The sequence below is a fragment of the Pseudoclavibacter terrae genome (genome assembly GCF_008831075.1).
Classification (GTDB): domain Bacteria; phylum Actinomycetota; class Actinomycetes; order Actinomycetales; family Microbacteriaceae; genus Pseudoclavibacter; species Pseudoclavibacter terrae.
In genome coordinates this window covers 335,706-352,787 of sequence record NZ_WBJX01000004.1, presented here as the reverse complement: position 1 = coordinate 352,787, position 17,082 = coordinate 335,706, and the positions used below count along the sequence as shown (strand labels likewise).

At 68.3% G+C, this 17,082-nt stretch carries 18 protein-coding genes; 12 read left to right on the top strand and 6 right to left on the bottom strand.

The window, feature by feature from the left end; translation table 11 throughout:
* Positions 1-101: 101 nt before the first annotated feature.
* From F8O03_RS13480 to F8O03_RS13470, 4 genes are all read left to right on the top strand, one after another.
* Positions 102-851 carry an IclR family transcriptional regulator gene (locus F8O03_RS13480; RefSeq protein WP_151424304.1) on the top strand — a complete coding sequence of 250 codons (750 nt, stop codon included), beginning with the start codon at positions 102-104 and terminating at the stop codon, positions 849-851.
* Positions 852-1,026: 175 nt separating this feature from the next.
* Positions 1,027-2,478: an ice-binding family protein gene (locus F8O03_RS13475; RefSeq protein ID WP_151424303.1), complete on the top strand. Its 1,452-nt coding sequence runs from the start codon at positions 1,027-1,029 to the stop codon at positions 2,476-2,478.
* A 171-nt stretch (positions 2,479-2,649) separates the two neighbouring features.
* Complete coding sequence (locus tag F8O03_RS18105) at positions 2,650-2,823, top strand: hypothetical protein (protein WP_167516578.1); 174 nt, start codon at positions 2,650-2,652, stop codon at positions 2,821-2,823.
* Between the two features lie 21 nt (positions 2,824-2,844).
* Positions 2,845-3,345 (top strand): MarR family winged helix-turn-helix transcriptional regulator, encoded by a 501-nt coding sequence (locus tag F8O03_RS13470; RefSeq protein WP_151424302.1) that lies wholly within the window; start codon positions 2,845-2,847, stop codon positions 3,343-3,345.
* 173 nt (positions 3,346-3,518) lie between these two features.
* Here the strand turns inward: F8O03_RS13470 and msrA are convergent, their stop codons facing one another.
* From msrA to F8O03_RS13455, 3 genes are all read right to left on the bottom strand, one after another.
* Positions 3,519-4,028 carry a peptide-methionine (S)-S-oxide reductase MsrA gene (msrA, locus tag F8O03_RS13465; RefSeq protein ID WP_151424301.1) on the bottom strand — a complete coding sequence of 170 codons (510 nt, stop codon included), beginning with the start codon at positions 4,026-4,028 and terminating at the stop codon, positions 3,519-3,521.
* Positions 4,028-4,483, bottom strand: coding sequence for a peptide-methionine (R)-S-oxide reductase MsrB (msrB, locus tag F8O03_RS13460; RefSeq protein ID WP_151424300.1), 456 nt, complete (start codon positions 4,481-4,483; stop codon positions 4,028-4,030). The genes msrA and msrB overlap by 1 nt, the downstream gene beginning before the upstream one ends.
* 207 nt (positions 4,484-4,690) lie before the next feature.
* Positions 4,691-6,160 (bottom strand): sugar porter family MFS transporter, encoded by a 1,470-nt coding sequence (locus F8O03_RS13455; protein WP_151424299.1) that lies wholly within the window; start codon positions 6,158-6,160, stop codon positions 4,691-4,693.
* A 139-nt stretch (positions 6,161-6,299) separates the two neighbouring features.
* Here F8O03_RS13455 and F8O03_RS13450 point away from each other — a divergent pair, with 139 nt between their 5' ends.
* The 6 genes from F8O03_RS13450 to F8O03_RS13425 all read left to right on the top strand — a co-directional run bounded on the left by F8O03_RS13450 (position 6,300) and on the right by F8O03_RS13425 (position 12,021).
* Positions 6,300-7,313, top strand: a complete 1,014-nt coding sequence (locus F8O03_RS13450) for a Gfo/Idh/MocA family oxidoreductase (protein WP_151424298.1) — start codon at positions 6,300-6,302, stop codon at positions 7,311-7,313.
* A gap of 41 nt (positions 7,314-7,354) precedes the next feature.
* On the top strand, positions 7,355-8,170 hold the full coding sequence (locus tag F8O03_RS13445; RefSeq protein WP_151424392.1) for a TIM barrel protein: 816 nt from the start codon (positions 7,355-7,357) through the stop codon (positions 8,168-8,170).
* A complete protein-coding gene (locus F8O03_RS13440) occupies positions 8,167-9,246 on the top strand; it encodes a LacI family DNA-binding transcriptional regulator (RefSeq protein ID WP_151424297.1) in 1,080 nt (359 codons plus the stop codon). Before F8O03_RS13445 ends, F8O03_RS13440 begins: the two co-directional genes overlap by 4 nt.
* Positions 9,247-9,419: 173 nt before the next feature.
* Positions 9,420-9,800: a hypothetical protein gene (locus F8O03_RS13435; RefSeq protein WP_244296277.1), complete on the top strand. Its 381-nt coding sequence runs from the start codon at positions 9,420-9,422 to the stop codon at positions 9,798-9,800.
* Positions 9,801-9,809: 9 nt separating this feature from the next.
* Positions 9,810-11,018, top strand: a complete 1,209-nt coding sequence (locus F8O03_RS13430) for an MFS transporter (RefSeq protein WP_151424296.1) — start codon at positions 9,810-9,812, stop codon at positions 11,016-11,018.
* A gap of 295 nt (positions 11,019-11,313) precedes the next feature.
* Positions 11,314-12,021, top strand: a complete 708-nt coding sequence (locus F8O03_RS13425; protein WP_208851868.1) for a GNAT family N-acetyltransferase — start codon at positions 11,314-11,316, stop codon at positions 12,019-12,021.
* A 412-nt stretch (positions 12,022-12,433) separates the two neighbouring features.
* Here F8O03_RS13425 and F8O03_RS13415 read toward each other — a convergent pair whose 3' ends face one another.
* Both F8O03_RS13415 and F8O03_RS13410 read right to left on the bottom strand, forming a co-directional pair.
* A complete protein-coding gene (locus F8O03_RS13415; RefSeq protein WP_151424295.1) occupies positions 12,434-13,282 on the bottom strand; it encodes an HAD family hydrolase in 849 nt (282 codons plus the stop codon).
* Positions 13,283-13,288: 6 nt separating this feature from the next.
* Positions 13,289-13,927: an isochorismatase family protein gene (locus F8O03_RS13410; protein ID WP_151424294.1), complete on the bottom strand. Its 639-nt coding sequence runs from the start codon at positions 13,925-13,927 to the stop codon at positions 13,289-13,291.
* Positions 13,928-14,053: 126 nt separating this feature from the next.
* On the opposite strand from F8O03_RS13410, the gene F8O03_RS13405 reads away from it, so the two are divergent.
* Positions 14,054-15,013, top strand: coding sequence for a GlxA family transcriptional regulator (locus F8O03_RS13405; RefSeq protein WP_151424293.1), 960 nt, complete (start codon positions 14,054-14,056; stop codon positions 15,011-15,013).
* A gap of 83 nt (positions 15,014-15,096) precedes the next feature.
* Here F8O03_RS13405 and F8O03_RS13400 read toward each other — a convergent pair whose 3' ends face one another.
* Positions 15,097-15,693 carry a TetR/AcrR family transcriptional regulator gene (locus F8O03_RS13400; protein ID WP_151424292.1) on the bottom strand — a complete coding sequence of 199 codons (597 nt, stop codon included), beginning with the start codon at positions 15,691-15,693 and terminating at the stop codon, positions 15,097-15,099.
* Between the two features lie 113 nt (positions 15,694-15,806).
* Between F8O03_RS13400 and F8O03_RS13395 the strand changes: the two genes are divergently transcribed.
* A complete protein-coding gene (locus F8O03_RS13395) occupies positions 15,807-17,072 on the top strand; it encodes an MFS transporter (RefSeq protein ID WP_151424291.1) in 1,266 nt (421 codons plus the stop codon).
* Positions 17,073-17,082 lie beyond the last annotated feature (10 nt).

The window sequence follows — 17,082 nt, the reverse complement described above, 5'->3', positions numbered from 1 at the left end:
ACACCACAACTTTCGTCTCGAACCCACATATCAGGGAAGCTGAACTTCATGATGCCGAGCATCATCGATGTGGATGATCCGCTCGCGGCTACCATTGCGGCATGTCCGGTGGCGGTGGTGACGAGCGCAGCGTCGCGCAGAAGCTGTTCGCGATCGCTGAGGCCTTCTCCGCGCGGGAGGAGCTGACGCTCACGCAGATCGCGGCGGCGGCGAACCTGCCGGTGTCGACGGCGCACCGGATGCTCGCATCCTGGACCGAGTGGGGCGGCCTCGAGCGGGCCGACTCCGGCGCCTACCGGGTTGGCATCAAGCTGTGGCGCCTGGGCGCGCGGCGCACAACGGCCGAGCGGCTGCGCGCGATCGCGCGTCCGTACCTCGAGGACCTCCTCGAGTCGACCGAGGAGAACGTGCACATCGCGGTGCGGGATGGCCTGGGCGCGGTGTATCTCGAGCGCATCTCGAGCCCGAACGCGGTGCGCGTGATCTCGGACGTCGGAACTCGCCTTCCGCTGCACGCGACGGGGGTCGGGCTCGTGCTGCTCGCTCACGCGCCCATCGAGCTCTTCGACGAGGTGGTCGCGTCGAAACCGCGCCAGTACCTGCCGAACACGATCACCGACCCGAAGGCGCTGCGCCGACGGCTCGCGGAGATCCGCGCGACGGGCCTCTCCCGCTCGGTGGAGGAGATGACGCCGGGGGCCTTCTCCATGGCCGCCCCGGTGGTGGATGCGCACGGCGAGGTCGTCGCAGCGGTCTCGATCATCGCGCACGTCGAGCGCCTCGCAGAGCCGCAGTTCGCGCTCGGGGTGCGGATGGCGGCGCGGGGGATCTCGGGGGCGCTCGGGCGCTGAGGCGCTGCGGTGATGAGGCGCGTGGGTGGGCCCGGTTGCCCGGGTATTTCATGCCCGGGTGCCGCATCTGATACCGGATTGCGGGATTCCGTAGGTTAAGCAACATCGTTGCCGTACTGTCAGCCATGCTCGCACTTCGCGTGCTCGCCGCCCTGCGCGGCTCGAGGAGGCCGTCATGGCAAATCCCACCCTTCCATCGAACTCCGCCCCCCGCCGAGCTCGAATCCCTCTCCTGGCTGCAACCGGCAGCGTGCTCGCCGTGCTCGCCTTCGTGCCCGCGCTGCTGCAGGCCAACTCCGCCCAGGCCATCGGCACTGCAGTGGACCTCGGCACCGCGTCGAGCTTCTCGGTGCTCGGCGGCGCATCCGTCTCCAACACCGGTGACAGCATCCTCTCTGGCGACCTCGGCGTCGCCCCGGGGAGCGCCATCTCCGGGTTCCCGCCCGGCATCGTGCTCGGCGAGACGCGGCCCCTCGAGGATGCCGCCGCCGCTCAGTCGGATGCCGCGATCGCGTACAACGCGCTCACCAGCCAGGCGTCCGACGCTCCTATCGCCGCGGACCTCGGCGGCCAGACCCTCGTGGCGGGCGTCTACAAGGCCGACACCTCGGCCGGGTTGACCGGCACGGTGACCCTCGATGCCGAAGGCGACCCGAACGCGGTCTTCATCTTCCAGATCGGTTCGACCCTGACCACCGCGCCGAACAGCACCGTCGCCCTCGTCAACGGTGCGCAGGCGTGCAACGTCTTCTGGCGGGTCGGGAGCTCCGCGACGCTCGACACGGACACGACCTTCGTCGGCACCATCATCGCGCTCGCATCCGTCACGGTGAACACCGACTCGACCATCGCGGGCCGTGCCATCGCACGAACCGGATCCGTCACCTTGGACGACAACACGTTCACGCCCGCGCTCTGCGCGCCGCCGACCGAGACCGAGCAGCCGACGGTCCCTCCGACCGAGACCGAGCAGCCCACGGTTCCTCCGACCGAGACCGAGCAGCCCACGGTTCCTCCGACCGAGACCGAGCAGCCGACGGTTCCGCCGACCGAGACCGAGCAGCCCACGGTTCCGCCGACCGAGACTGAGCAGCCGACGGTTCCTCCGACGGTGACCGAGCAGCCGACGGTGCCGCCGACGGAGACCGAGCAGCCGACGGTGCCGCCGACGGAGACGGAGCAGCCGACGGTGCCGCCGACGGAGACCGAGCAGCCAACGGTTCCTCCCACGGAGACGGAGCAGCCGACGGTTCCTCCGACGGAGACGGAGCAGCCGACGGTTCCTCCGACGGAGACGGAGCAGCCGACGGTTCCTCCGACGGAGACGGAGCAGCCGACGGTTCCTCCGACGGAGACCGAGCAGCCGACGGTTCCTCCGACCGAGACGGAGCAGCCCACGGTCCCGCCCACGGAGACCGAGCAGCCGACCGCATACCCGACGACAACCTCGAGCGCATCCCCGACGGCAACGTCCAGCGTGGCTCCCGGCCCGGTGAAGACGACCTCGCCGGAGCTCGCGACGACCGGCGCCGCTGACTTCAACCCGTGGATGGCGTTCGGAGCCGGGACGCTGCTTCTGGGAGGCGCCCTGAGCATTCTGGCGCTGCGCCGGAAGAACACGGCGTAGACCGGATCCATGCTGAAGAGCCGCCGCACCCTCCACGGGGTGCGGCGGTTTGCGGTGTCCCCGGGCTTCTGGAGGACCTGTTGCTGGTCGGCTGCGGGATTCGAACGTCCGTCCTCACGCCCGTGGGCCAGGCTCCTTGTGGACCGCAATGAATGTAGCTAGGCTAACTACATGACTTCCGTGACCCCCACCTCCACGACCGAGAAGTCCTCCGCGCTGTCGTCGTCCGACACCTACTGGGACTCCTACCAGCGGCGAACGCTGCCCAAGGAGTTCCTCGCCATCTGCGCGGTCGGGGCGACGCTCAGCGTCGGTTTCCTCGCCGCGGTCTCCGCCTTCCTCTGAGCCCGGCCTGGTTCCGCGCCGATGACTGACGTCTCGAACAATCGCGAAGACCGTTCGACGACCCGCGAGCATCCGTCACGCACTCCAGGCGATGACGCCTCGGAAGCTGTCGACGAACTGCGTCGCGCGGAAGCGCGCCTCGGCCGCCGGCGCCAAGCGACCGGTGAGCTGAGTGAAACGCACCGGTCTGCGATGAGGTTCATTCTCGAACGCACCAGCGACGGCATCACGACCAGCCCCAGCGCGCTGGCGGAGTACCTCGACGTCACGAGTGCGTCGGCCACGATGCTCGTGCAGCGCCTCACGGAGGCTGGCCTCATCCGCACCACGCCTGACCCGGATGATCGGCGACGCAAGATGATCGTTCCGGTCGATACCGACCTCGACGCCGACGAGATCGACCCGGTCACCGGCCAGATCCGTCACCTGTCTGAGGATCTCTCACCGCAGGAGGCGAAGCTCGTGTCGCTGTACCTCGACCGGGTCACCGCGGTCGTCGACGGGGAATCCTCGAACGGCTGACGGTGACCCGCTCGAGATGAGCAACCATCGCGCTCGTCCCGCACTTGACCGAGCCGAGCAAGCACCCGGGGGCTCACGACCTCAGTGGCGACGTCAGATCTGCAGGATGCCCGCCGTCGAGAGAACTCGACTGCGGGCATCCTGGCTAGCTGGGCCCCTGGACGACCTCGCGGCTAGCTCGTCGCAGCCGAGTCTTCGAGCACCCAGCCGGGGCGCACGTAGTGGCACGTGTAGCCGCCCGGGTGCTTGCGGAGGTAGTTCTGGTGTTCTTCCTCCGCATCCCAGAATTCGCCGGCCGATTCGACCTTCGTGACGACCTTGCCGGGCCAGCGACCCGATGCGTCGATGTCAGCGATCGTCTCGCGCGCCACTCGCTCCTGCTCGGGGGTGAGCGTCAAGATCACCGAGCGATAGCTCGTACCGCGGTCGTTGCCCTGCCGGTTCCTCGTTGTCGGGTCGTGTACCTGGAAGAAGAACTCGAGCAGATCACGGTACGAGGTCTTCGACGGGTCGAACTCGATCTCGACGGCCTCGGCATGGTCGCCGTGGTGCCGGTAGGTGGCGTTCGGGGTGGTGCCGCCGGCGTAGCCAACCCGCGTGCTGAACACCCCAGGCAGGTCGCGGATGAGTTCCTCGAGCCCCCAGAAGCACCCGCCGGCGAGGATCGCGCGCTCGTCAGCCATCAGATGCCCGCCTTGTCCTCGAACAGTGCGATGTACTGGCCGTAGCCGTCCGTCTCGAGGTCTTCGAGCGGAACGAAGCGCAATGCAGCCGAGTTGATGCAGTAGCGCAGCCCTCCCTGGTCGACGGGGCCATCGTCGAAGACATGGCCGAGGTGGCTGTCAGCGGCGGCTGAACGCACCTCCGTGCGCCGCATGCCGAGCGACGTGTCAGAGTTCTCGACGATGTTCTCCGCGCTCAGTGGCTTCGTGAAGCTGGGCCACCCGCATCCGCTGTCGTACTTGGTGGTCGAGGCGAACAGGGGCTCGCCGGAGACGATGTCGACGTAGAGGCCCGGGTCGTCGTTGTGCCAGAACTCGTTCTCGAAGGGGCGTTCGGTCGCCGACTGCTGTGTCACGGCGTACTGCTCGGGCGTGAGACGAGCGATGGCGTCTTGGTCTTTCGTGTACTGCGTCATGGGTATGTCCTCTCCAACATCAGGTCAACACGCGGGCGGGCGAAAGCGTTCCGACATCGGATGCACGTCTTCGCGCTTTTCGGCGGACGCTCAGGTTGGAGCGCACAGAAAAGCCCGCGGGGTCCGGCCAGGACGTCCAATCGAAGCCGATCCCCGCGGGCGGGTCGGCCGCTCGCAGAAGCGGCCGAGTCTTGAATTCTGTGGTGTCTAGCGGCTCTTGCCGAGCACGTGGATTGCTCCCGTCGTGACGCCGACCTCGAGCTTCTCGAGGGTCACGCCGCGGGTCTCTGGAACCTGCGTGATCGTGAAGATCAGCGCGAGCGCCCCGATCCCGGCGAAGAGGAAGAACACCCCGCTGATGCCCATCCCGGCGATGAGGCTCGGGAAGTAGAGGGCGAGGAACCCGTTGGTCATCCAGCCGAAGAACACGGAGACGCCGATGCCGAGGCCGCGCATGTGCAGCGGGAAGATCTCGGCGAGGTACACCCAGACGGCGACGTTGAGGAACGTCTGCATCGAAGCGACGAACGCGACGACGAGGATGAGGATCACGAACGGGCGCGCCGGGTTTCCGACGGGCAGCAGCAGCGACGAGGCGCCGATGAGCAGGTGGCACGTGGTCGTGAGCGTGAGGCCGATCGCGAACGTCTTCCGACGGTCCACGCGGTCCATCATGTACAGCGCGATGAACCCGCCGATGACGGCGACGACGCCTGGCGCGATGTTCGCGATCAGGGCGGCGCTGGCCTCGAAGCCCGACTCGATGAGCACGACCTGCCCGTAGTACATGATCGAGTTGATGCCCGTCAGCTGCTGCATCATCGAGACGCCGATGCCGATGAGCAGGATGCGGATGAGCCACTTGTTGGTCAGGACGGCCGCGAGCCCGACCTTCGACTCCTTCTGCTCCTCCTCCGCCACCTGCTCGACCTCGCCGAGCTCCGCGATCGCGCGCTCCTCGGAGCGCACCGTCTTCAGCACGGCCAGCGCATCGGCGTGACGACCCTTCTCGACGAGCCAGCGAGGCGACTCCGGCATGCGCAGCATCCCGAAGAACAGGCAGATGGCGGGGATCGCGCACACCGCGAACATGATGCGCCAGACCCCGTCGATGTGGCTGAGCGTGTTGCCGAGGATGGCGTTGATGACAAACGCGGAGAGCTGGCCCGTGACGATCGCGACCTCGTTGCGGCCCGTGATGGAACCGCGGATCTCGAACGGCGCGAGCTCCGCCAGGTAGACCGGCACCACGGTGGATGCGCCGCCGACGGCGAGGCCCAGCATGATGCGGCCCACGACCAGCAGTGCGAAGTTCGGCGACGCCACGACGATGACCGTGCCGACGAAGAACAGGACGGCGAGGATGATGATCGTACGGCGCCGGCCGATAGCGTCGGAGATGCGCCCGCCGAAGAGTGCGCCGAAGGCGGCGGCGAACACGAGCGAGCTCGTGACGACGCCCTCGGTGAAGGCGTCGAGGCCGATCTCGGCGGCCATCGGGCGCAGTGCGCCGTTGATGACGCCCGTGTCGTAGCCGAACAGCAGGCCGCCGAAGCAGGCGACGATCGAGATGAGCCCGAGCCGCTTGCGGTACGGGCCTGGCGTGAGTTTGGGGAGGGCCGTCTCTGACGCTGATGCCCCGTGCGTGGAAGTGATGAGAACTCCTTTGTCCGCGATCTGGGCCGGGTCGACCGGCCGATTGCAGGCAACCTTATACGTACTAGACGCCGAGCGCTAGTACGTAATAGTCTTTGCGTGCTGGGCGCACCCAGCAGCACAGTGTCGTGTCGGCACCGCCGTCCCCAGGAGAAACACCATGACCACGAACCCCTTCATCCGCGTCGCCCTGATCGGTGCCGGCCGCATCGGCAGCAACCACGCAGCGCTCATCGCCCGCGACATCCCGAACGCCGAGCTCATCGCCATCGCCGACCCCGTCGAGGGTGCAGCCGCGAAGCTCGCCGAGACGCTCGGCGTCGAGCAGTCGTACACCGACATCGCCGAGCTGCTGGCCCGCCCCGACCTCGACGCGGTCGTCATCACGGCCCCGCCGCGCTTCCACACCGCCCTTGTCGAGCAGGCGGCCGCCGCCGGAAAGGCCATCTTCTGCGAGAAGCCGACCGGCGTCTCGCTCGAGGAGCTGCGCCGCGTCGAGGCCGCCGTCGAACGCCACGGCGTCGTCTTCCAGGTGGGCTTCAACCGCCGCTACGCCAACGGCTTCCCCGAGCTGCGCTCCGCCCTCGACGCGGGAACCCTCGGCACCCCGCAGCTGCTGCGCTCCGTGACCCGCGACCCGGGCCTCGCGAACCCCGCCGCGATCCCGCCGTTCACGATCTTCCTCGAGACCCTCATCCACGACTTCGACACCCTCAACTTCTTCAACCCTGGAGCCCGCGCGACCTCGGTCTACGCCGTCGCGGATGCGCTCGTCGCCCCTGACTTCAAAGACAAGGGCCTCCTCGACACCTCCGTCGTCACGATCCGCTACGACAACGGCGCCATCGCAACGGCCGAGGCGAACTTCTCGGCCGCCTACGGCTACGACACCCGCGCCGAGATCTTCGGCAGCGCGGGCATGGCGACCGCGGGCGAGCTCGCCGCGTCCAGCCTCCGCCTCTACGGCGCGGCCGGCGCATCCTTCGACACCGTCCGCGCCGACACGCAGCTCATGCGCGCCGCCTACACGGGCGAGTTGCAGGCGTTCGTGAACGCCGTCGCCGGCGTCGAGAGCCCCCGCCCCGGCACGGACGCCGCGCTCGAGGCGATGGTCATCGCGCTCGCCTGCATCGAGTCGGTCAAGACGGGCGCACCCGTCGAGGTCGTCCGATGAGCGGGGCTGGTTCGGCCAATCAAGGTGACGTGAGCCGCGGAATGGCCTCGAACGGTGGAGCCGGCACCGCCACGTCACCGTTTGTGCTCGCCGCCTGCGCGGAGATGCTCTTCCTCGATCTGCCGTTCGAGGAGCGCGTGCGCCGCATCGACGAGGCCGGGTTCGAGGTCGAGATCTGGCGCTGGTGGGAGAAGGACCTGGATGCGCTGGTCGCCACCGGCGCGACGTTCGGCTCCATGTCGGGCTACATCCGCGGCGAGCTCATCGACCCGGATGGGGCCGACGCGATCGTCGAGACAGCCCGCGAGTCGCTCGAGGCGGCGCAGGTGCTGAACGTGCCGCGCCTCGTGATCCACGGAACGGGTCTCGACGACAACGGCCTGCCCGTGCGGCCGAGCGCGCACACGACGCCGGCCGATTGGCTCGCCGCGCTGCGGACGCTCGAGCGGCTCGCGAAGCTCGGCGAGGAGTGCGGGAAGGTCTTCACGCTCGAGAACCTGAACCACGCCGTCGACCACCCCGGGGTGCCGTTCAACCGGGCGAGCGACACGATCGCGCTGGTCGCGGCCGTCGACAGTCCGCACCTCCGCCTCAACCTCGACCTGTACCACGCGCAGATCGGCGAAGGCGATCTCGTGGACCTGTGCGGGCGGGCGCTGCCGTACATCGGCGAGATCCAGGTGGCGGATGTGCCAGGCCGCTGCGAGCCCGGGACGGGCGAGATCCACTACCCGCGGGTAGCCCGGGCGCTCGATGAGCTCGGGTACCGGGGAGTCGTTGCGATGGAGGCGTTCGCGTCTGCCGACTCCGACCTCGCGCTGCGCCGCTTCCGGGAGGCCTTTAGCATCGACGTATGAGCGACGTGAGCGCAGGAGATGCCCGCCGCCCGGCGCGACCGGGCGGCGGCAGGCGTGTCACGATGCGCGACGTCGCTGACGCGGCGGGCGTCTCGCAGCCGCTCGTGTCGATCGTCATGCGGGATGTGCCGGGCGCGAGTCCCGAGTCGCGCGCGCACGTGCTCCAGGTCGCGGCCCGGCTCGGCTATCGGCGCGACGAGCGGGCACGCATGCTGAAGCAGGGGCGGTCGCGGCTCGTCGGCATCGTCTTCCACGCCGCGCAGCCGTTCCACGGCCAGCTCATCGATGAGCTGCAGCTCGCCGCACGGGCGGCCGGGTACAACGTGTCGCTCGCCGCGGTCACCAAGCGGCGCGGGGAAGCGGATGCCATCGAGGCGCTGCTGGGGGAGCGAGTCGAGGGACTCGTGCTGCTCGGGGCGTCGCTTGACGAGCCCCAGCTGAACCGGATCGCCGACGAGGTCCCCGTCGTGACAGTCGCCAGCCAGTACTCGTCCGAGCGATTCGACAGCGTCTCCATGGACGACGCACGCGGCACCGAGCTCGCCGTCCAGCACCTCCACCAGCGCGGGCACTCCCGCATCCTGTACCTCGGGGCACCAGGCGTCTCCGGTGACGAGGTGCGCACGGCGACGTTCCTCGAAGCCGCGGCCGAGGCCGGGATCGGCGACGAGATTGCGATCGTCGCCGGGGGAGCGTCCGAAGCCGCCGGCGCGGAAGCCATCGCGGATGCGCTGCAGCGTTACCCCGACACGACCGCCGTGATCGCGTTCAACGACCGCAGCGCGCAGGGGGTCGTCGCGCAGGCGCGCCTCCTCGGCAAGCGCGTCCCCGAGGACCTCGCCGTCGTCGGCTTCGACAACTCGGAGCAAGCCGAGCTGCCCTACCTGCAGCTCACGAGCCTCGCGCAGGACCCCGCGCAGCTCGCTTCCGCCGCCGTCGAGATGGTCGTCGGACGAGTGGATGCGAACGCGGAAGGCGAGGTGCCGCGGATCGGTGAGCACCGCATCCTGCCGACCGAGCTCGTGGTGCGCAGCAGCAGCGGGGGTAGCGGCAACTCTGTTGAGCGCTCGCGGTGACGGACCGCCGGCGGCCACCCTCCGACGGAGCGCGGCCGTCTCGACCGAGCGGTTCGCCGCCTCGCACGCGGCATGACGCGCGCCGCCAATACCTGTCACTCGGTGCTGGCGAACTGACGTCAGTCGCGACGTTCGCGATGCTGGGCGTGTGGTTCGTGCCGACCATATTGGTGATGGGCAAGGACCTCGCGGCATTCTGGTTGGCGCTCGCCCCACTGCTCTTCGTGCTGCTGCAGGGCGGCGCCTACTGGCTCCTGGCGCGGAACTGGGTCGGCGCTTCGAGGATGCCCGTCGGGCTCGCCCGCGTGGTCGGGGCTCTGAAGTGGCTGAACCTCGCGGTGTTCGTCGGCGGCCTCGTCGGCATTGTTGCCTGGTGGCCCAGTTCATGGCCGATCGCAGCGCTGGTCGGGTTCACGTGGGTGTTCGGGGTCGTCGAGTATCTCAACTACTTCGTCGTGCGGCTGAGCTACCCGGCCCGGGTCTGGCTGCTCGAGGTGCGGCACTTTCGGACTCCGCGCCTGATGAGGGACCTCAGGCAATCCGCGCGTCGGTAGGCTTCACGGATGCGACTCGGTCGGGGATTCCGTGTGCTCTGGAGCGCGAACGCCCTATCGAACCTGGCGGACGGCATCGCCTTCGTGTCGATGCCGCTGCTCGCTGCCTCGGTCACCGACGACCCGCGCCTCGTGGCAGGCCTGGCGACGCTCTATGCGCTCGTCCGTCTGCTGGTTGCGCTGCCCATCGGCGTCTGGGTCGACCGGTTCGACCGCCGCACCCTGCTCGTCGCGGCGAACCTGCTCCGCGGCTGCTCCTTGCTGGGGCTCGCTCTGGCCATCCAGTTCGGCGTCCTCACGCTGCTGATCCTGTACGCGGCGATGGCCGTGGTCGCGACGCTGGAGAGCATGGCCGACAACGCGGCCTCGGCGATCCTGCCGTCGCTGGTCGACCGCGAGCGGCTCGACTCCGCGAACGGCAAGGTGGCGGCCGCGCAGCTCGTCGCCGACGAGTTCGCGGGCCCTCCCCTCGGGGGTTTCCTGTTCGCCGTTGCCGCGGCGATGCCCGTCTTCGCGATGGGTGGGCTGTGGGCCGTCGCGGGTCTCGCCGCGCTCGCGCTGCCGATCCGGAACGCGGTCAGGCGAGGCGAGGAAACGGGTAGCGCTCGACGTTCCCTCGCCGTCGAGGTACGCGAAGGCACCGTATGGCTGGCGCGCCACCGAATCGTCGGCAGCCTGGCGCTGATCGGAGCCCTGGCGAGCGTCGGCTACATGCTGCCCTTCTCGATTCTCGTGCTGTTCGCCGAAGAGCGCCTCGGACTGGACGGCACCGGGTACGGGCTGCTGCTCGCCTGGTCGGCCCTCGGCGGGCTGCTTGGCACGTTCCTGGCCGCCCAACTTCGTACGTGGCCCGGGTACCGGTGGACGATCGCAGCGAGTCTTGCACTCGGAGCCGCGACCCTCGGGGGGCTCGCCGTCACGACGCATGCGATCGTCGCTGGCGTGCTCCTGGCGCTCTACATCCTGCACGCGACAGTCTGGAACGTCTGCGCGCAGTCCCTCCGGCACCGCCTCATCCCCGACGAGCTGCTCGGCCGCGTCGGCGCGAGCACGCGCGTGCTCAGCCTCCTGGGGCTCGCAGTCGGCGCGACGCTCGGCGGACTCCTGGGGTCGATCGACCTCGCGATCCCGGTCGCCGTCGGGGGCGGAGTATTCGTGGTCTGCTGCACGGTCGCGGCGGTCACGCTGTCGGGCCAGGTCGGAGCTGCTCCTCAATGACTGAGGCGGGCGGGCGTCGGATCAAAGCGCACGCGTCGGCCTGGCCTGATTTCACACCGAAGACGATCCTGCTCTTCTCCGACGGGAGCCCCTTGCTGACGAGAAGGAAACGTCATGAACCGTGCGGAGCACGATGACCATCGGATCGCGTCAGCGCTCGGTGTCGTGGAGGGGCCGAGAGTGGTAGGCCTCGCGCCGTCCATCGCCGCAGGACGTCGCCGCTGACGGGGCTGGCCTTCGCGAGTGATCAGCGCCGCTGGCGCCGTCGTCCCCGATCTCGGGCAGTATGAATGCTGTGTTCTCCTCTCTCGTGACCGACCAGTGGATGCCGACTGTGCTGGATGCGGGCTTCAGCGACCTTGCCCTCGTCGTGGTCGACCCGACACTGCCCGAGCGTCGATCGGTGGCGCGCCTGCGTGTGGAGGCGGGCCCGGTGCTCGTCTCGCTGACGCCGGCACGCGCGCGTGAACTCGCGCTGGCCGACGGGGACCGCACCGACGACGCAGCGCTCGGGCTCGTCCTCGAGCGCGCCGGCGTGACGCTCAACGGCGCGGATCATCTCTTCTATCTGACGCTCGACGCGCAGGCCGTGCTTCGCGGCGAGGCACCCAGCCCAGCAACCCGGCAGCTGACGGAAGCGGATGCTCCCGCCTTCGAAGAACTGACAGCAGCAGCACCCGAGGCTGATCTCGACGAGGCGTTCGTCGAACTCGACCACTGGCTCGTGTTCGGCACCTTCGTCGGTGACAGGCTTGCCTCCGCCGTGAGCATGTATCCCTGGGACGGCACTCGACTGGCAGATCTCGGCGTGATCACGCTCCCCGAGTTCCGCGGTCGGGGCCTTGGTCGCGCGACGGTCCGCGCGGCGAGCTCGGCAGCACTCTCGCGGGGATACGAGCCGCAGTACCGCTGCCAGGTGGACAACGTGGCGTCCGTTGCGCTGGCGCGGGCCGCGGGCTTCACGCCCTTCGGCCTCTGGGAAGTCGTCGCCGCTGAGGAATGACGACGCGTCGCATCGGGAGGGTCGCTCTCTGTGGCGGACGGACAGCGAGGACTTCGCGGAGATCGGGCGATCGGGGCGTCGTTGGGCGTCTGCAGAATCGATGGCCGCGTGTCGTGGGCGCTGCCGCAGCGGGCAGCATCACTTGCTGCTCTTCGAAGAGTTGAGGGAGCCTCGGTCGGCGGCACCTAGCTGTGGTGTTGTTCCCGCCAGGCAGGGGCGGCGATGCCGGTCAGAACGCTGAGCACCGTGCGCTCGGCATCCGCTTGCCCGGCCTGAGGCCGAGCGACTCGGACCGCAACCGACGGTCTTCCCCAGCCACCACGGTGGGTTCATGGGCGGCGAGTTCGGGTACGCCGGCCAGCCTGAGGCGTTCGCGGCGAAGCTGGGGGAGGTGCTTGACGCTGCCGGTTGGCTAGCGGCCTTCGATGAGGCCGAGACGCACGAACGCGGCGTGCAGGCCGTCGTCGTCGACGGACGAGGTGACGAAGTCGGCGGCTTCCTTGGCTGCCGGCGTCGCGTTCCCCATCGCCACGCCGACACCGCAGGCGAGCAGCATCTCGAGGTCGTTGCCGCTGTCGCCGACGGCGATCGCATCCTCGATGCCGAGACCGAGCGAGGGCAGCAGTGCTTCGATGGCCGCGGCCTTGTGCACCCCGAGCATGGAGATCTCGCCGCCGCCCGTGCCGAGGCCGGGCATGGTGCCGCCGACGATCGCGTACTCGGTGCCGAGTCGAGCCTGAACCCGGTCGAACGTCGTCAGGTCGTCGCTGCTGAACACGACCTTCGCGGTCCGGTCGAGCTCCAGTGGGCCGGAGTCGATGACGTGGTGCCTCAGCCCCGACTCCTCCAAGTCGGTGAACCCGAGCTGGGTCAGGATGCGCCGCATCCGCGACCGGTGCCCGACCGTCGTGTGCATGGCGTGCCTGCCCTGCAGGCTGTAGTCGACGCCGAGCTCGTCGAGGGCGCGCGTGAGGGCGGTCGCCTCCGTCTCGCTGAGATGCTTGTCGACGATCCACGTCCCCTCGTAGAGGACGTACGCGCCGGCGCCCGCGACCATGCCGTCGAAGCCGACCGCCTCGACCCGCGGGTCGATCTCCAGCGGGCTGCGCCCGGTCGCGAGGAACACGAGATGCCCGTTAGCCTGCGCCTTCTTGATGGCGGCGTGCGCCGACTCCGGCACCTCGCCGAGGTCTGTCGTCAGGGTGCCGTCGATGTCGAGGAACACCGCCCGCCGTGAGGTCGTCCTAGGTGCATCCACCATCGAAATCTACCCGCGCGCGGCGAGCTCTGCGCCGTACATCGCCGACGAAGGGAGGTTGTCCTTCGCGAGCGGCTGGCTGTCGGCGAGCGCCTGTGCCCAATCCTCGGTGGTCGCGACTGCCGCGAAGTTCGACTGCAGCAAGGCCATCAGTGTGGTGTGGACCGTCTCGGCCGGGGCGAAGCCGGCGCTGTTCGCGATGTTGATGGCGCCGGTCGCGTCGGACAGCACCTCGACGGCGATCCCGTGCGCCTCCGCTTCGACCGCCGAGGCGATGATGCAGTTGTTGGTCATGTACCCGACGAGGGTGATCGTGTCGACGTCGTGCTCTCGCAGCCAGGGGAGCAGGTCCGTGTCGGCGAACACCGACCCGTACTGCTTGACGACGCTCTTCCACTCGGGCTGCCGACGCTGCTCCACCTCTGGGTGCAGGGCGAACTCAGGCGTCGTGGGATTGAAGACGGGCGCCTGGTCGCCGGCCGTGTGCTGGACCGCCGCGACCGGGATGCTGGACTCGGCGGCCGAGTCGATGACGGCCGCGATGTTGGGCAGGGACTCGGCCAGTGGCGGGAACTGGATCTCGAGGGGGCCCGAGAAGTACTGCTGCTGTACGTCGACGAGGACGAGGGCTCTGCGGGGGGAGGTCATGATCTTCTGCTCCAGACGTTGGTGACGGCACGCGCCGTGCTTCCTATGTTCTGCCGCCGCGTCTCGGGGTGCCACTGGCAGAAATGCACGCTTACGATGGGTTTACGCCAAGCAGCAGGAGGGCACGTGAAGATCGCGGTCTACGCATTCGATGGGGCCTCCATGTTCCACCTCTCGGTGCCGCATCTGGTGTTCGACGAGGTCGCGCGCAGTGGGGCGGCGCCGTGGCAGACGTCCTTCTTCTCCGAGGCTGCAGGTTCGGTGACGACATCAGAGGGGTACGCACTGGGCGGTATCGAGGGGCTCGACAGCGCCCGCGATGCTGACCTGATCGTGGTGCCCTCCTGGATTCAGGATGGTGTCGCGCCGAGCCCGGCGCTCGCGAAGCTGCTGCGGGAGCGCCACGCGAGGGCGGTGCCGATCGTGGGCCTCTGCCTTGGCGCGAACGCGCTCGCGGACGCGGGGCTGCTGGCCGGGCGCAGCGCCGTGACGCACTGGAAGAGCACCGAGGAGCTCGCGCGACGCCACCCTGAGATCTCCGTGGAGCCGTCCGCGCTGTACCTCGATCACGGCGACGTCATGACCTCGGCAGGCACCGCATCCGGTATCGACGCCTGCCTCCACATCGTGCGCACGCGGCTCGGGTCAGCGGTCGCGAACCGGGTCGCGCGCCACCTGGTCGTCGCGCCTCACCGGGAGGGCGGGCAGGCGCAGTACATCGAGCGGCCCGTGCCCGCCGACTCGTCCGGGGGTGCGGTCGCTGTGGCCTGCGCGTTCGCGCTCGAGCACCTCGCCGAAGAGCTCAGCGTGGCGCGCCTCGCCGAAGCGGCGCACCTCAGCGAGCGCTCCTTCGTGCGCGCCTTCCGCGACGAGACAGGGTCGACGCCGGCAGCCTGGGTGCGCTCGCGCCGCCTCGACGAGGCGCGCACCCTCCTCGAGACCAGCGAACTGTCCGTCGACCAGATCGCTGCGGCCTGCGGATTCGGCAGCCCCGTCACCCTGCGGCAGAACTTCGCAGCCGCATTCGGGAGCACCCCGTCGAGCTACCGGAAGCGGTTCGGGGAGGGAGCTGCGGACGGGGTGTGACCCGCCGATCCTGAACCTCCTTGAGCCCGAAACAATGTGCCAGGCGGCGAGCGTCCGCTGCAGCGGCGGAACGGAGCGCTGGCTCAGCTCTGCGCGGGCAGGGCACGCTCGCGCGTTGGGATGAGGTACCTCGACAGAAAGTCGTCCCATCGTGCCGCGATGTCGATTGTTGGATCGCGCAGCCAGTTCAACTGAAGCCCATCCATGAAGGACAAGACCTCAAGCGCGGTGAGCTCTGGTTCGTCCGAGTACTCGACAAACAGGGGGGCCAGCAGTCGCGCGCCTCGTTGGAGCCGCTCCGCGAAGTAGGCGTGCGCGGGGTGCTCGGGGTTGATCGACTCCGCCGCCAGCACGGTGAAGAGATGGATCACTTCACGGTGCCGCATGTTGCGGTTCATCATCACGTCAAGCACTCGACGCGCATCCTGCTCGCCAGTGTCGCCGAGGAGTGCCGCGACCTCGACCGTGGTCTCCCGCTCCTTCGCTTCGAGGACCTCGATGAGCAGGTTCTCTTTGGAGCCAACGTGGTGAAGCACGCCCATGCGTGAGACGCCGCAGGCTTCCGCGACCGCAGCGATCGACAGTGCCTGGAACCCGCGCTCTCGAATCAGAATGTCCGCCTCGCTGACGATCTGCGCCTTTCGTGCGGTCGCGGAGAGGCGCGTTCTGGTGGAAGTCATGGGGGCAGTCTTGCACGCCTACTTGCGATGACGCTAGTAGAGCCGTAAGCTCCCGCTACTTGCGATATCGCAAGTAGCGTACCTACCTCAGCCTCCAGTCAGAAAGTTCAACGATGAACGAACAAGTCACTGTTGTTGACAACACCACCTCGGTGCCCGTGCAACCGTGGAAACCCGTACGCATCGGCATCGCGCTCCTGGTCGGATCGATGCTTTGCCTCGGCCCCTTCATGGCCTTCAATGCGATCCTGCTGCCCGCGCGCATCGAGATCATGGCGCCCGACTCCAAAATCGCCATCGTCGCCGTCATCGCGACGAGCGGTGTGATCGTTGCGACTGTGGCGAACGTGCTCTTCGGTGCTCTCTCCGACCTCACACGCTCCCGCTTCGGACGCCGCATCCCGTGGATTCTCTTCGGGTCGACCGGCGCTGGCCTCTCGCTAGCCTTCGTCGCCGCATCCCAGACGATCCCGATGATGATCTTCGCCTGGTGCCTCTTCCAGTTCTTCCTGAACGCAGTCATCGCACCGCTGCTGGCCATGCTGCCCGACCGAGTCCCCGTCGCTCGTCGCGGCACGATGTCCGCGCTCTACGGGCTCGGCCAGCTGCTCGGTATCGCGCTGCTCGGTCAGATCACAGCTCCGCGCTTCCTCACCGACCCGACCCTGGGCATGTTCATCTTCGCCGGTCTCATGTTCCTCGCCGGGCCCTTGATCGCAGTGATCGCGCCCGAGCCCTCCAACAGGGATCAGCCTCGCGAACCGTTCAGCCGCAAGTCCCTCATCGCGTCCTTCGCATTCCCCATCAAGGAATCCCGCGACTATTACCTCGTGTTCAGCGGTCGAGTTCTGAACATCATCGGCACCTACGTCGTGACCGGCTACCAGCTCTACATCGTCACCGACTACCTCGGCGCCTCGACCGAAGAAGCAGCCCGGATCCTCCCCGTCCTCGGCATCATCTCGCTTATCGGATCCATGTTCGTGGGAACCGCGATCGGTCCCATCTCGGACAAGTTCAAGCGCCGCAAGATCTTCATCGTCATCGCATCGATACTCATGGCCTTTGGGACCGTCTTCCTCTTCTTCGTGCAGGCACCGTGGGCGATCTTCGTGTTCGGCGCAGCAAACAGCCTCGGTGGTGGCATCTACAACTCCATCGAACAGGTCGTCAGCACGGAAGTGCTGCCGAGCGGAGACCAGGCAGCGAAAGACCTCGGGTTCCTCAACGTCGCCGCGACCGGTGGGCAAGCGGTGGCGCCGGCCTTGACCTCTGCAGTCATCGCCATCACGGGATCCTTCGGGCCAGCATTCCTCATCGGAGGCGCGCTCCTCTTAGGGTCCAGCGCGCTGTTCGGCATGCTGCGAAAAACCCGCTAACTCACATCCG